We start from the raw sequence: 14,758 nt of genomic DNA on the forward strand, positions 1-14,758 counted from the left end.
GGCGCGCCGGCGAACTGGAGAAGCAGATCGACGACCTCCTGTTTTCAGCGGAAGGCGCCGGCGCCGATCACGAGACTGCCTCATGAACGCACCGCGCATCATCCTGAGTTCGGCCACCGTCATGAATGACGGCATGGATCAGCCCGAGGTCGAGCGGCAATTGTCGGCCGCCGAGCGGCTTTGGAACAATGCCGCGCTACGCAAGGTCCTCATCCTGATCGTGCTGGCCCTGATCTGGGAGGCCTATGCGCTCTATCTCGATGACGCGCTGCTGTTCCCGACGTTATCCGACACGCTGAAGGCCCTGTTCGATCACATCATGGATGGCTCGCTGTTCGCACGCACCTGGACCTCATTGCAGGTGCTGCTGCTTGGCTATGCGATCGGAATTGCGCTTGCGGGGATCTTGACGGCGCTCGCAATCAACACGCGGCTGGGGACCGATCTCCTGGAAACGCTGACCGCGATGTTCAATCCGCTGCCGGCGATCGCGTTGTTGCCGCTGGCGCTGATCTGGTTCGGGCTCGGCGCGGCGAGCCTGATCTTCGTGCTGGTGCATTCGGTGATGTGGGCGGTCGCGCTCAATACCCATGCGGGATTCCTCGCGGTGTCGCCGACGCTGCGGATGGTCGGGCGTAACTATGGATTGCGCGGCCTGCCCTATGTCCTGGGGATCCTGATCCCTGCCGCCTTTCCATCGATCCTCACCGGGCTGAAAGTGGCCTGGGCATTTGCCTGGCGCACCTTAATCGCCGCCGAGCTTGTGTTCGGCGTCGCGTCCGGCAAGGGCGGGCTCGGCTGGTTCATCTATGAAAGCCGCACCGTGCTCGATATCCCGGCGGTGTTCGCCGGCCTGTTGACGGTAATCCTGATCGGCCTCTTCGTCGAAAATCTGGTCTTCCGCCTGATCGAGCGCCGCACCGTGCGAATGTGGGGAGTGCAATCATAGAGCGTTTTCAAGCGAAGTGGACACCGGTTCGCGTGAAGAAAACGCGTCAAAATAAGAATCTAGTACCGACGTCACGTTTTCAAAAAAAACATAACATATCGAGGAAACGCCCATGCTGAAGCGCCTGGTCCTTGCCTTCATTGTTTCGGGAAATTTTCTCGCGGCAAGCCACGCCGCGGAGGCGCCGCCATCCGGCCCCCTCACCATCGCCAAGCAGGGCAGCTTCTTTGTCGGCGGCCGCGAGGTGAAGAGCGACGCGCTCTCGACCATTCCGACGTTCGGCGCCACGGGCACGATCACCGTCGACCAGATGTATGTCCGCTACCAGACCCCGCTGCAGCCCAAGGACTATTCCATCACGCTGATCCACGGCTGCTGTCTGACCGGCAAGAGCTGGGAGACGACACCCGACGGCCGGATGGGCTGGGACGAATATTTCCTGCGCCGCGGCTTCTCCGTCTATGTCATCGATCAAGCCTGGCGCGGGCGTTCGGCCGCGAGCCCCGTCGCCGTCAACAACGTGAAGACCGGCAAGGCCGCGCCCGACACGCTGCCCGCCTTCATCTCAGCCGGTCATGAGCCAGCCTGGGCGATCTTCCGCTTCGGCACCGAATATCCAAAGGTGTTTCCCGGACTGCAGTTTCCGCTGGAGGCGCAGGACGAGTTCTGGAAGCAGATGGTGCCGGACTGGCACTATTCGATGACGCCGCCGGTCCCGACCGTGAAGGCGCTGTCCGAACTGTCCGAGCGTCTCGGCAAGACGGTGCTGGTCAGCCATTCGCAATCCGGCATCTTCCCGTTCCAGACGGCCGCAATGAGCCCGAAGGGAATAACTGCCATCATCTCGATCGAGCCGGGAGCATGTCCGGGCGGCGACTTTAATATGACGGCGCTCAAGCAAATCCCGACACTGGTCCTGTTCGGCGACTTCGTCAGCCAGTCGGAGGTGTGGAGCAAGCGGCTGGAAGGTTGCAGAAGCTTCGTCCAGGCCGCGAAGGCCGCCGGCGTCGACGCTGAAGTCGTCGCGCTGCCGGACGTCGGCATTCACGGCAACTCGCACATGCTGATGCAGGACAAGAACAACCTTCAAGTCGCCGACTGGCTGATCGATTGGCTCGCGACGCACGTCGAGAAGCGCGCCGCGAAATGACGCGCGCTTCAGCGGAGGAAAGGTACCGCCTTTTCCCGCACAAGGTGGTGTCAGGCTCGGCGCGGCTATGCCAATTGCTGCGGGCTCAGGCTGCCGAGCCACATGCGGGCCGAGTGGATGTTGTGAAAATCCTTGATCGCAATCTCTTTGGCCAATTTCGAATGGATGCTCCCGATTGAGACCTTGCCGAAGAATGTCAGCGACACGGCGGTAGCGACGGCCTTGAGACCCGCCGCCCGCGCCCGTGGCAGCCAATCTTCTACGATCCACTTCTGATCTTCGGCGTGGACGATCGGCAAGTCCGAATCATCGCCCAGGATCCTGTCGGCGGCATGCTGCGTGAGCATGCCAAGGATGATTTCATGAATGAAGCGAAGCTGAGCGCTGGTCGCGTATTTCCGCCACACGACCGCGATACAGGAAATGCTTTCATCGTAAGAGAGCGAACAGATCGGGTTGTCGTGCGGACTGTTCAACAACTGGATCCCGTCGATGGATTCGCCTTCGATGATCCGCTTCAGCTCCGTCAGAGAACTCGCGCCCATTCTGACCCCTCTTCTACCGCCTGCATCCCCACGCGCAGCGGCGGTATACTAGCGATCTGCCGGCGCATTTGGAACACCGTGCAGAGCGATCACGGTCGGCGCGTCCTGCGGTTCCACCTGCCGCCTTTGCGGCTGACGCTGCAGGTCTTCAATCATCGCCCGTGCGATCTCGCGCTCGCCCATGATGACGGTATCGGCGCCCAGTCGCGTGAGATGATCGACCTCGGCGTCCGAATGCGCGCGGGCGATGATTCGGATCTGCGGATTGGCGGCGCGCGCCTGCTGGACGATCTGTCCGGCTTCGAACGCTTCGGGAATCGCGACCACCAGATATCGGGCCGCGGATGGATTGGCGGCGGCGAGCACGTCGGCGCGGACGGCATTGCCCATGATCGCCTCGATATCCTTCTGCTTGAGCCCAGCGACGATCGCATCGGCATCTTCGATGACGAGGAACGGTTGGCCCGCCTCCTTCATGGCGCTGCCGACGATGTTCCCGACCCGGCCGTAGCCGACCAGGATAGCGTGACCGGTCAGGCTTGTGACCGGGATCGGTTCGCGGGCGGCAGGAGCGGCGGTCTTCGGCGACGCCCGCCTCGGATCGAGGCGCGGTATCAGCCAGTCGACACCTGCGAAGATCAGCGGATTGAGCATGATCGAGAGGATCGCTCCGGCCAGGATCAGGTCGCGACCTTCCTTCGGGAGCAGATTGGTTACAACGCCGATCTCCGCCAGGATGAAGGAGAACTCTCCGATCTGGGCGAGACTGGCGGAGATCGTCAGCGCCGTGGAGACCGGATGCCTGAAGGCCAGCACGATAAAGAAGGCTGCCACGGATTTTCCGATAGTGATGATGAAGATCGTAGCGATCAGCGGCCACGGCTCGCGGATCACACTCATCGGATCGAACAGCATGCCGACGGAAACGAAGAACAGCACCGCAAAAGCGTCCCGCAGCGGCAGCGACTCCTGTGCCGCGCGCTGGCTGAGCGGGGATTCCGTCAGCATCATCCCGGCGAAGAAGGCGCCGAGCGCGAGCGAAACGTCGAACAGCTTTGTCGCGCCGAATGCAACGCCGAGCGCGATCGCCAGCACGGCGAGCCGGAAGAGCTCGCGGGAGCCAGTGTGCGCAACGTAATGCAGGATCCAGGGGATGAGCCTGCGTCCCACCACCAGCATCAGGGCGATGAACAGGCCGACCTTGGCGACTGTGAGCAACAATGTGCCCGTGAGTCCAAGACCAAGGCGCGCCGCGAGCGGACCGGCGGTCTGCGCATCGCCGTTTCCACCGAGCACGCTCGCAAGGGCCGGAAGCAGCACGAGCGCGAGCACCATCGCCAGATCTTCCACGATCAGCCAACCGACGGCGATCTTGCCGCGGTCGGTATCCATCAACCGGCGCTCCTGCATCGCGCGAAGCAGCACGACGGTGCTGGCGACCGACAATGCCAGCCCGAACACGAGGCCCGCTCCGACCGACCATCCCATGGCCTGAGCAAGTCCGAGCCCCATCAGCGTCGCAACCGCGATCTGGACGACGGCACCGGGCAGCGCGATGGCGCGGACAGACAGGAGATCGTTGAGAGAGAAATGCAGGCCCACCCCGAACATCAGCAGGATGATGCCTAGCTCCGCCAGCTCCGTTGCCAGCGCCTGGTCCGCGACGAAGCCGGGCGTAAAGGGGCCGGCCGCAACTCCCGCGAGCAAATAGCCGACCAACGGTGGAAGCCGGAACCGCTGGGCGAGGGCACCGAACACAAAAGCCAGTCCAAGCCCTGCGACAATGGTCGCGATAAGTGGCGTATCATGCAGCATTTTCAGCTTTTGGCACAATCTGTCGCCGATGTCCCGCGGACCTTTTGTGGCGGCATGTCGCACTTGCTGCTTGCGTTGATTGGCGCAGTCGCTACCTGATGAGATGAGCTGCAGCCTCGTAGCCCGGGTGGAGCGCAGCGCAACCCGGGACCTCTGCATCAACGTTTACGAGCTGTCCCGGGTTACGCTGACGCTCCACCCGGGCTACACATCACGACGATGAAAACTGACACGCAGTCCCTCAAGATCGAGATCGGCCATGCTGGCGCGGTCTCGGCGCTGCTGCTTCGTCCGCCGCAGGCTCACGCGATCTATGTGTTTGCGCACGGCGCAGGCGCCGGCGTGACGCATGGCTCGATGGAGGTGATTGCCACGGGCCTCGCCGCGCGCGGCATCGCGACGTTGCGTTACCAGTTCCCCTATATGGAGAAGGGCAGCAAGCGGCCAGATCCACCCGCGATTGCGCATGCCACCGTGCGCGCTGCGGTGGCAGAGGCCGCAGAGCGGTGCGCCGGCCTGCCGCTCTTTGCCGGCGGAAAATCCTTCGGCGGGCGGATGACCTCGCAGGCGCAGGCGGTCAAGCCGCTTGCCGGCGTACGAGGCCTGGTGTTTCTCGCCTTCCCGCTGCATACAGCCGGAAAGCCATCCACCGAGCGGGCAAAGCATCTCGCTGACATCAAAATCCCCATGCTGTTCCTGCAGGGCACGCGCGATGCGTTGGCGGACTTGAAGCTGCTCGAGCCGGTGGTCAAGGAGCTCGGATCATTGGCGACGCTGCATCTCGTGAAAGAAGCCGATCATTCCTTCCATGTGCTGGTCCGTTCGGGCCGCAATGACGGCGAAGTGATGGACGAGGCGCTCGATGCATTCACGGCGTGGGTGGATTCGATCCTTTGAAGGCGCTCAAGTGAGTGGCTCCCCTCACGCCTCCCCAAGATCGATCTGCGTCAATATCCCCTGCCGCAGCGCCAGCCGGACCAGTTCGATATCCGAGCCGACGCCGAGCTTGTCCTTGATCAGGGAGTGCAGGTTCGCCACCGTCTTGGGACTGATGTGAAGCGCCTCGGCGATCTCCTCGGTCGTCCTCTCGGCAAGTAGCATGCGCAGCACTTCGAACTCGCGCGCGGAGAGGACATCCGCGACGGCGGCCTCGCCGGCAAGCCGGCTGAGCGCGAGTTCATGGTCGATATCGGGACTGATGGCGATCTTTCCGGCCAGAACATCCATCACAGCGTGCACGAGCGTCTCGGGCGGGCTTGTCTTGGTGACATAGCCGCGGGCGCCGGCACGGATTGCCTGCACCGCAAAGGCCGCGTTCTGGTGCATCGTGAACACGAGGATCCTGGCGCGCTTGTCCCATTGCCTGATGCGCCTGATCGCCTCGATGCCGCCGATGCCGGGCATGCTCAGATCCATGATGACCAGGTCGGGCTCGGTGGCCTTGAACAGCCGATAGGCCTCGGCGCCATCGGAGGCTTCAGCAACGACGCGCAATCCCGGCTGCTTCTGCAGCACCGAGCGATAGCCCTCGCGAACGACGGCGTGATCGTCGACCAGCATGATGGCTCGGCCGCTGCCATTCATGCCGCGTACTCCAGGGCGACGCCGTGCTGGCGAGACGGCGCGACGGGAATAACGACGCGCAAGGCAAAGCCACCGTTTTGCCCGGCCTCGAAGCTCAGCCGCCCTCCCAATGCCGCGACGCGTTCACGCATCCCGAGCAAACCCATTCCGGATTTCACGGCTGGATCGCTGAGCCGGCCGTCATCCTCGATGTCGAGCTCGATTGCGGCGTCGTCCGAGGGAGCCTCGGCTTCACGCATCCCCAGTCGCAGCACGACCCGCGTTGCGCCTGCATGCTTGGCCGCGTTGGTGAGCGCCTCCTGCACGATGCGGTAGAGATTGGCGCTGACCGCCGCGGGCAAATTCTCGAACGTGCCGGAAAAGGCGATCTTGAAGCGGGGCCGTCCCCGGCTGCGCCCGTTCCAGCCGGCGACCAGACCTTCCAGGCTTGCGGCCAGGCCAAGTTCCTCGACGTCGGGCGGACGCAATCTGAACAGCGCGCCGCGCAGCGTCTCCATCATGTCGGTCGCAATCCGCGCAATGCCGTCGCATTCGGCGAGCATGGCAGGACAATCCTGTCCCGCTGTATGACGAGCCGATGCCGCCAGCGCGCGGATCGCGGTGAGCGACTGCCCGAATTCATCGTGCAGCTCCCGCGCCAGATGCCGGCGCTCCTCGTCCTGCAGCGCGATCAGCCTGCGGGTCAATTCACTGCGCTCGGCCAGCGCCGTGCCGAGGCTTTCCGCGAGGTGATTGAACACGTCGCGGATGGTCGAAAGCTCGGCAAGATCGAAGGGCGGCAGGCGCGCCGTGAGGTCGCCTGCGGCGATCCGCTCAAGACCGCTCAGGATCAACCGCGTTGGCCGAAGTGCGCGTGCAAGGGCCGCATAGACCAGAGCGCACAATAACGGCAGCGCGATCGCAAGCACGGTCATCAGACGGCCCGCTTCGTGCCAGGCCTCGGCCGTGAGCACGGCTGGATCAACCCAGACGACGGCTTCGCCGACGATGGCGCCGCGAGAAATCACAGGTCGCGTGGCCTCGCGACCGGGATCAAACAGGCTGCGATAGAACGTTGCGAAAATTTGTGGCGGCGCGCTGTTCTCGTTCGGCGCACCACCGCAGAATCGCTGCCGGATATCGCCATCGCTTGCGCGAAAGGCGAGACAGAGACCGGGCGTTATGACCGCAGTCGCGACATTGTCGAGGTCGGGAAATCCTGACCGCGGATTATTCACCCACTGGAGCTTGTTTTGTTGCAGCTCCAGCGTCTTTGCCGCGACTTCGGCGATCGCATTGATCCTGGCGCGCACGGACCTATCGGCATCGATGAGGAAATAGGCCGAGATGGCGGCAAAGCAGAGGGCCGATACGGCCGCAACGCGCAGCGTCAACCGTACCTTCAGATCGCTCCTGTGGTTCCACATCTTGCGGATACCCCTCGCGGATGATTTTGGACTCCCGGTCTGCGAGCGGGAGCCATACATTTAACGGCAGAATGCAAGCGGCGCAAAGCGTTGCCCGCAACCCGAAAATGACGTCGTGAAATTTTCCCGGCTCTCGTCGGGAGGCGCTCAGCTTCGGCGGCAGACCTGGTCGGCATAGCCTTCAGGCCCACATAATCGCTGAAAGGTCCGCCGATGCGCCGATACTCTCTTGATTTGCTGACCGTCACTGTGCTTGGGCTCTTGCTGGGTTTCGGTTCCGCCAGTGCCGATAGCGGCGCGCCCGCAGCGCGGACCCTGGGCGTCACGATTGAAGACTTCGGCTATCTCGACACCTCGGGCGAGCCCATCGATCAGACAGCCGCCCATCTAGGGCGCCTGCAAACGTTCATGGCCGCGCTGAGACGCGACGTCGAGGTGGACGGGCACTACCGCCTCGTCCCGCCCTCGACGGACGATCGGGCAACGTCCGCCGAGCGCATGCAGGCCGCCGCGCAACGCGGCGCCAATGTCCTGATCACCGGCGCCGTTCAGAAGATGAGCACTCTGGTCCAGTTTGCAAGCGCGGCGGTCATCGACGTCGATACCAACAGGATCCTGTTCGAAAGGCGCTACACGTTTCGGGGCGACAATGACGAGGCGTGGAATCGCGCCGAGACCTTCCTGTCCCGCGACATCCGCGCGGCGCTGGCGGCGCAGCTAGCCGCATCTCCGGCGGTTGCGTCGACGCCGATCGCGCTTGCGGTGTTCGACTTCGAACTGGAAGATACCACCGCCGCCGCTCAGGCAAGCGGCGTCGCGGCTTCGGATGCCGCACAATTGGCCGATGTCACCTACGGCGTGCGCGAGCTGTTCGCGCAATCGGGCCGCTACCGCATGATCGAGACCAGCGGCACGAACGCGGAAGCCGTCAAGGCACACACGCTGCGCGACTGCGGCGGCTGCGAGGCCGGCATCGCCGCAAAGCTCGGCGCGGACCAATCGCTGATCGGCGTGGTGCGGCGGGTCAGCCGCACCGAATACACGATCGGATTTCAGGTCCGCGACTCCCGGACCGGCGCCGTCGTTTCTCAGGCCGACAGCGGGCTTCGCATGGGCGCCGACTACTCCTGGCGGCGGGGTGCCGTGCGCCTCGTCAAGGATCATCTGCTCGAGAACCAGGCTCAGCAGTAAGCCGCTGCACGGTACCCACCTTTGATGACGGCACCGACCTGGATGCAATCGTCAGAGCATGTTGCCGACGATCTTGGTCATCTCGGCTGCCGAATACGCCCGCAGCGTCTCGCTGCGAACATTGCCGAGCGCGCCGAGGCTCAGACTGAGCGACATCGCGGATGACTCATCCGGCGCCTCGATGAAGGTCACGACGTCATATCGCCCCTGGGTCCAGACGATCTCCTTCACCTTAACGCCGAATGTCTTCGCCATTTCCTTGAAAGCTTCCGCCCGTTTCGGGGACTCCTTGGCGTTGCGGATTCCCTGATCGGTGAACTTCGTCAGCACGACATAAGTTACCATGGCCGTCCTCCTTGGGTTAGGACCCGGTGCAACTTGGCATGAGGAAGTCGCGCCGAGCATGCCACAGCGGCCCACACGCGGCCACAGACTCCTTGAGGAAGGTCATGGGACGTGACCATTTTTGCCAGGCAGCTCCAACCGGGCTACGGTGGCGCCATGGCACCGACACGAATCCTGATCGTCAATCCCAACACCACCGTCACGATGACTGAGACCATCGCCGCCGCGGCGCGCGCGGTGGCATCTCCGGGCACTGAGATTGCGGCCGTCACCTCGGCGATGGGGCCGGTCTCGATCGAAGGGTATTACGACGAGGCTTTCGCGGTCCCCGGCCTGATCCAGGCGCTGTTGAGCACAAAGGACGCCGACGCCGGCATCATCGCCTGCTTCGACGACACCGGATTGGATGCGGCGCGATCGGCGGCACCATTCCCGGTGGTCGGCATTTGCGAGGCGGCGCTGGTCACTGCCGGCCAACTCGCAAAGCGCATCGCGGTCGTCACCACGACGCCGCGCTCGGTGGTGCCGCTGCAAGAGCTGGTGCGTCGCTATGGATTTGCTGAACGGGTCTCGGTGACGGCATGCAATGTCGCGGTGCTCGATCTGGAGAAACCGGGCTCGGGCGCGGAGGAAAAGCTCTGCGCCGAGATCGAGCGGGCGCTGGAAAAGGGCGCGGAAGCGATCGTGCTGGGCTGCGCCGGCATGGCCGATCTTTCGGCCGCGCTGTCGCAGAACTTCGGTGTGCCGGTCATTGATGGCGTCGCCGCCGCAGTGAAGCAGGCCGAGGCGCTGGTCGGCCTGAAGCTCACGACCTCGCGCCGTGGCGCCTACGCGTTTCCAGGCGCGAAGGGCTATACGGGCCTGCTCAAACAATTCGCGCCGAAGACTGTGTGAGCCCGTCATTGCGAGGAGCGACAGCGACGAAGCAATCCACATCTCCGCAAGCGGCACCATGGATTGCTTCGCTTCGCTCGCAATGACGGAAAGAGTGTTTATGCTGACGACGGTGCGCCGTAGATCCGGTCACGCAGGCGGCGCATGCCGGCGAGCCAGCGGTCGCGATTGGATGCTTTCCGCTCCATGTATTCCTGCACCTGCGGGTGCGACAGGATTATCAGGAAACGCTCCTCCTCCATCGCCTCGATCACGATGCGCGCGACTTCGGCCGGCTGCATCACGCCATCGACCCGCGCCGCGCTCGGGCCCGGCGTGGTCATGCCAGTCTGCACCGACTGCGGACACAGCACGGAAACGCGGATGCCGCGGTCGCCATACTGGATGGCAAGATGCTCGGCGAGCGCGACGGCGGCATTCTTGGTCACGCCATACGGCATCGAGTTCAGCGAAGCGAGGAGACCCGCGGCGGACGCCGTGTTGAGGAGATAGCCGGAGCCGCGCGCGAGCATGCCGGGCACCAGCGCCCGCGCCGCGAACACATGGCTCATCACATGCACGCGCCAGCTCACGTCCCAGTCGGCGTCGGAGGCCGTCTCCTGTCCCTTGCGCGACAGCCCGGCGTTGGAGAAGAAAATGTCGACCGGGCCATATTTGGCTTCCGCCGCCGCCACCAGCGCCTTGATGTCCTCTTCCAGCCCGACGTCGGCGGTCACCGCCAGCCCGTCGATATCGCCGGCGACGCTCGCAAGCCGCTCGCGCGTGGTCCTGAGATCGGCGACGACGACACCGCGTGCCCCGGCCTCGGCATAGGCCCGCGCCAACGCCTCGCCGATACCGCCAGCCGCTCCGGTCACGACGCAGACCTTGTCTTTCACTTGCACGACGGAGCACTCCCTCTTCGGTTTGACTCCATCTTTTCGCCGCCCGGCGGCACTGGCAACCGCTTTCTGGACGACGCCTCTAGGCCCGATTCGGACGCAATCAGGCCCGCGGAACCGCCACCCGTGGCTTGACTCGGGTTTGAAATCTGATTTCATATATGCAAATAAGAAGTCATATATGAAATGAGGAAACCATGGCCCTCCTGCCCGAAGCTGCAATCGCCCACTACCGCGAGCACGGCTATTACGCGCCGATCAAGGTCATGTCGGCAGCCGAGGTCGAAGGCATCCGCAGGAAACTGGAGGCGCATGAGACCGCGCACGGCCTGCTGAAGGGATCGATGCGGCACAAGAGCCATCTGTTGTTCACCTGGCTCGATGGGCTGATCCGCCATCCGGCCATTCTCGACGCGGTCGAAAGCGTGATCGGCCCCGACATCCTCTGCTGGAGTTCCTCGTTCTTCATCAAGGAAGCCCGCGATCCCGGCTTCGTCTCCTGGCACCAGGACTCGACCTATTGGGGGCTCGACCCCGCCGATATCGTCACCGCATGGGTCGCGCTCTCCGAGAGCACCGCCGAGAACGGCGCGATGCGCGTCATTCCCGACACCCAGACGCTGGAGCAGGTCGCCCACCGCGACACCTTTGCCGCTGACAACCTGCTGACGCGCGGGCAGGAGATCGCGGTCGACGTCGATGAGAGCAAGGCCGTGATGCTGCAGCTTCGGCCCGGCGAGATGTCGCTGCACCACGTCCGCCTGATCCATGGCAGCGACCCGAACCCGTCGGCGAAGCGCCGGATCGGCTTTGCCATCCGCTATCTGCCGACCCATGTGCGGCAGGTTGTCGGAACGAACGACAGCGCCACGCTGGTGCGCGGCGTCGACCGCCACAGTAACTTCGCGCCGGAATACGCCCCGGAACGCGACCTGTCCGACGCCGCGATTGCCTTCCACGCCCATGTCATGGGCGACCAGCAGAAGGTCTTGATGCGGAACACGCAAGCGAGCGCCATGCGATGAGCATGCCGCCGAAGGAGAGCAAGCCCAGATGACCGACCTGATTACCGACCCCAACGATCCCCGGCGCCGCATGTTCGGCGATTACCAATTGAAGGCGAACAGCGGGGTCAATCCACCCTATTCGCCGGCCTATCCCGTGGAGTGGGGCTGCACGTTGCGGACGGTCGAGATCATGACGCGCGTCGCGCCGGGCAAAGTGGCGAGCCTGCTCGCCGATACCCCGTTCGAGATCGCGAGCGACCGCGTCGCCTTCCGCTTCATGGTGTCGCCGGGCCATTCGCTGGCGGTGCATGCCGGGCAGATGTTCGATCTGATGATCACCGTTCCCGTGCGCTACAAGGGCCTGTTCACCGAGACGCATATCTTCATGTATTGCAGCGACCCGATGGGGATCTGCGCCGGCCGGGAGGTCTTCGGCTACACCAAGAAGGATGCGCACTACACCTTCAATGAGCGGCCGGACGGCTCGATCAACGGATCGGTCAGGCGGCGCGGCATTGCGCTGGCGGATTTTTCCTTCACGCCTGATCCAACGGCGCCGGTCATCCGCATCGTCGACGGCAACGAACTGCCCGCCGGCGAGATCCATGTCCGCCGCCTGCCGCATCCGGAGCGCTTGGAGACGGCCTATGCCGACATCGCCTATCGCCGCACGCCGCTGAAATATTCCGCGCCGCTACCAGGCCGCGCCACAATGACGCTGCACTCAAGCGAATACGACCCGATCGCGGATCTCAAGCCGGAAATCCTGGGCGCGCATTTCATGGTGTCCGAGGTCTACGGCGGCGGTTTCGAGGTCGAAGACCGGCGACTGATCGAGCGCCTGATTCCGTGAACGACAACATCGACCCGCGCGCTAAGCACGCGCGGGCACAAACATCCGTGCGAGAGCGCGGGCCGCACAAGGGAGGGTTTTGGATATGATAAAGTCTGTTTTGTTGAACCGCCGCCGGCTGCTGGCCGGCCTCGGCGGCATGGCATTGGGCATCACGAGCTTTGGTGCACAGGCGCAGGAGCCCGGGCCGCTCCGGCTCGGCGTGCTCACGGACATGTCGAGCCTTTATGCCGACGTCACCGGGCCCGGATCGGTGCTGGCGGCGAAGATGGCGGTGGAGGATTTTCAGGCCGCGCCGCACAAGATGACCCGGCCGATCGAAGTCGTCAGCGGCGACCACATGAACAAGGCCGATCTCGCGGCCAACATCGCGCGCGAATGGATCGACCGCAACAATGTCGACGCCATCATCGACGCGCCGAATTCCTCGGTGGCGCTCGCGGTGCGCAACGTCGTGCAGCAGAACAACAAGACGCTCCTGGTGTCGGGCGCGTCCTCGTCCGATCTCACCGGCAAATCATGCTCGCCAAACCTCGTGCACTGGACCTACGACACCTACGCGCTATCATCGGGCGCCGCGCGGGCGGTCGTTGGCAGCGGCGGCAAGACCTGGTTCACGCTGACCGCCGACTATGCCTTCGGGCACGCGATGGAGGCGGACGTCAAGAACGTCGTGCAGAAACTCGGCGGCAAGGTCGTCGGCGGCGTGCGCACGCCGATCAACAGCCAGGATTTTTCTTCCTTCCTGCTGCAGGCGCAGGGTTCGAAGGCGGAGGTGATCGCCCTGATCAATGCCGGCGGCGACACCATCAATTCGATCAAGCAATCGGTCGAGTTCGGCATCCCGCAGGGCGGCCAGCGCGTGGTCGCGACCGTGCTTTATCTCAGCGACGTGCATTCGCTGGGGCTGAAGACGGCGCAGGGCCTGCAGTTCACCGAATCCTTCTACTGGGATCTCAATGACGATACCCGCGCCTGGTCCAAGCGCTTCGCACCGCGCAACGGCGGCCGCTATCCGACTGCGCTGCAGGCCGGGGTCTATGCCGCTATGCTGCATTACCTCAAGGCCGTCGACGCGCTCGGAGCCTCCGGCGACGGCAAAGCGGTGGTGCAGGAGATGAAGAAGCTGCCGACCGACGATCCCCTGTTCGGCAAGGGCAGCGTTCGCGCCGATGGCCGCAAACTGCACAACATGTATCTGTTCGAGGTCAAGAAGCCGGAAGAGTCGAAATATCCCTGGGACTATTACAAGCTGATCAAGACCATTCCGCCGAGCGAAGCGTGGCGACCGCTGGAGGAAGGCGGCTGCGACTTCCTGAAATCATGAGCAGCGAAGTAGCGCTCGTCACCGGCGGCGGTGGCGACATCGGCAGGGCAATCGCGCTCGCGCTGGCCCGGACCAGCCGGGCCGTCGCGATCGTCGATATCGATGAAGCGGCGGCCGCGGCGACGGCGCGCTTCGTTGAGGCGGCGGGCGCCGAGGCGCTGGCCATCCGTGCCGACGTCTCGAGCGCGGCGGAGACCGCGGCGTTTGTCGAAACGATCGAGCAGAAGCTTGGTCCAATCGGCATCTTCGCCAACAACGCCGGCATCGAAGGCGTGGTCGCGCCGCTGCACGAATACCCTGACGATACGTTCGACCGGCTGTTGCAGGTCAATGTGAAGGGCGTCTTCCTCGGTCTCAAATACGTGCTGGCGAAGATGAGGCCGCGCGGCCGGGGCGCTATCGTCAACACCGCGTCGACCTCAGCGATCCGTGGCCGCGCGGGGCTCGCCGGCTATGTGGCGTCCAAGCATGCGGTGCTCGGCCTGACCCGCACCGCCGCGCTGGAGGTGACGGGAACGAAGATCAGGGTCAACGCGATCCTCCCCGGCCCGATCGAGTCGCGCATGATCCAGGAGCTCGAGGACCAGGCGCGCGAGCGCTCAGTCGCGCCACGGCGAAGCGGCGGTGCGCCATATGGGAAGCCGGAGAATATCGCCGATGTCGTCGCGTTTCTCGCTTCCGACGCCGCCGCGCATGTCAACGGCGCGGCCTGGGTCGTCGATGGAGGGATGACGGTGGGCTAGCGCTGGACGAGATCGGGTTTCGAAGGCCCATCCGCATACTCGTCGCACCTCTCCCGCTCGCGCTATTA

The 14,758-nt window shown here is 64.0% G+C and carries 15 protein-coding genes; 9 read left to right on the plus strand and 6 right to left on the minus strand.

Features of this window, described 5'->3' with window-relative positions:
* Positions 1-82: 82 nt before the first annotated feature.
* Positions 83-949 (plus strand): ABC transporter permease, encoded by an 867-nt coding sequence (locus CWO89_RS28930; RefSeq protein ID WP_130582000.1) that lies wholly within the window; start codon positions 83-85, stop codon positions 947-949.
* Positions 950-1,061: 112 nt separating this feature from the next.
* Positions 1,062-2,099, plus strand: coding sequence for an alpha/beta hydrolase family protein (locus tag CWO89_RS28935; protein ID WP_245476628.1), 1,038 nt, complete (start codon positions 1,062-1,064; stop codon positions 2,097-2,099).
* A gap of 65 nt (positions 2,100-2,164) precedes the next feature.
* Here CWO89_RS28935 and CWO89_RS28940 read toward each other — a convergent pair whose 3' ends face one another.
* A complete protein-coding gene (locus tag CWO89_RS28940; protein WP_130582001.1) occupies positions 2,165-2,644 on the minus strand; it encodes a hypothetical protein in 480 nt (159 codons plus the stop codon).
* A gap of 48 nt (positions 2,645-2,692) precedes the next feature.
* Positions 2,693-4,459: a YbaL family putative K(+) efflux transporter gene (gene ybaL, locus CWO89_RS28945; protein ID WP_130582002.1), complete on the minus strand. Its 1,767-nt coding sequence runs from the start codon at positions 4,457-4,459 to the stop codon at positions 2,693-2,695.
* A 219-nt stretch (positions 4,460-4,678) separates the two neighbouring features.
* Here ybaL and CWO89_RS28950 point away from each other — a divergent pair, with 219 nt between their 5' ends.
* Positions 4,679-5,356: an alpha/beta hydrolase family protein gene (locus tag CWO89_RS28950; protein WP_130582003.1), complete on the plus strand. Its 678-nt coding sequence runs from the start codon at positions 4,679-4,681 to the stop codon at positions 5,354-5,356.
* 24 nt (positions 5,357-5,380) lie between these two features.
* On the opposite strand, the gene CWO89_RS28955 is transcribed toward CWO89_RS28950, so the two are convergent.
* Together CWO89_RS28955 and CWO89_RS28960 are read right to left on the minus strand one after the other, a co-directional pair.
* Positions 5,381-6,043 (minus strand): response regulator, encoded by a 663-nt coding sequence (locus CWO89_RS28955; protein ID WP_130582004.1) that lies wholly within the window; start codon positions 6,041-6,043, stop codon positions 5,381-5,383.
* Entirely contained in the window at positions 6,040-7,449 is a 1,410-nt protein-coding gene (locus CWO89_RS28960) for a sensor histidine kinase (RefSeq protein ID WP_130582005.1), read from the minus strand. The genes CWO89_RS28955 and CWO89_RS28960 overlap by 4 nt, the downstream gene beginning before the upstream one ends.
* 213 nt (positions 7,450-7,662) lie before the next feature.
* On the opposite strand from CWO89_RS28960, the gene CWO89_RS28965 reads away from it, so the two are divergent.
* Complete coding sequence (locus tag CWO89_RS28965; protein ID WP_130582006.1) at positions 7,663-8,640, plus strand: DUF3280 domain-containing protein; 978 nt, start codon at positions 7,663-7,665, stop codon at positions 8,638-8,640.
* Positions 8,641-8,691: 51 nt separating this feature from the next.
* On the opposite strand, the gene CWO89_RS28970 is transcribed toward CWO89_RS28965, so the two are convergent.
* Positions 8,692-8,985, minus strand: coding sequence for a GYD domain-containing protein (locus CWO89_RS28970; protein WP_130582007.1), 294 nt, complete (start codon positions 8,983-8,985; stop codon positions 8,692-8,694).
* 156 nt (positions 8,986-9,141) lie between these two features.
* Here CWO89_RS28970 and CWO89_RS28975 point away from each other — a divergent pair, with 156 nt between their 5' ends.
* Positions 9,142-9,879, plus strand: coding sequence for an aspartate/glutamate racemase family protein (locus CWO89_RS28975; RefSeq protein ID WP_130582012.1), 738 nt, complete (start codon positions 9,142-9,144; stop codon positions 9,877-9,879).
* Positions 9,880-9,977: 98 nt separating this feature from the next.
* Here CWO89_RS28975 and CWO89_RS28980 read toward each other — a convergent pair whose 3' ends face one another.
* Positions 9,978-10,763: an SDR family oxidoreductase gene (locus tag CWO89_RS28980; RefSeq protein WP_130582008.1), complete on the minus strand. Its 786-nt coding sequence runs from the start codon at positions 10,761-10,763 to the stop codon at positions 9,978-9,980.
* Positions 10,764-10,957: 194 nt separating this feature from the next.
* Here CWO89_RS28980 and CWO89_RS28985 point away from each other — a divergent pair, with 194 nt between their 5' ends.
* From CWO89_RS28985 to CWO89_RS29000, 4 genes are all read left to right on the plus strand, one after another.
* Positions 10,958-11,785 (plus strand): phytanoyl-CoA dioxygenase family protein, encoded by an 828-nt coding sequence (locus CWO89_RS28985; RefSeq protein ID WP_130582009.1) that lies wholly within the window; start codon positions 10,958-10,960, stop codon positions 11,783-11,785.
* Between the two features lie 28 nt (positions 11,786-11,813).
* Positions 11,814-12,620, plus strand: coding sequence for an acetoacetate decarboxylase family protein (locus tag CWO89_RS28990; protein ID WP_207234593.1), 807 nt, complete (start codon positions 11,814-11,816; stop codon positions 12,618-12,620).
* 85 nt (positions 12,621-12,705) lie between these two features.
* Positions 12,706-13,947, plus strand: coding sequence for an ABC transporter substrate-binding protein (locus CWO89_RS28995; RefSeq protein ID WP_463698930.1), 1,242 nt, complete (start codon positions 12,706-12,708; stop codon positions 13,945-13,947).
* Complete coding sequence (locus CWO89_RS29000) at positions 13,944-14,690, plus strand: SDR family NAD(P)-dependent oxidoreductase (RefSeq protein WP_130582010.1); 747 nt, start codon at positions 13,944-13,946, stop codon at positions 14,688-14,690. Before CWO89_RS28995 ends, CWO89_RS29000 begins: the two co-directional genes overlap by 4 nt.
* Positions 14,691-14,758: the final 68 nt, after the last annotated feature.

Origin of the sequence: Bradyrhizobium sp. Leo170 (assembly GCF_004296405.1) — a bacterium.
Taxonomy (GTDB): domain Bacteria; phylum Pseudomonadota; class Alphaproteobacteria; order Rhizobiales; family Xanthobacteraceae; genus Bradyrhizobium.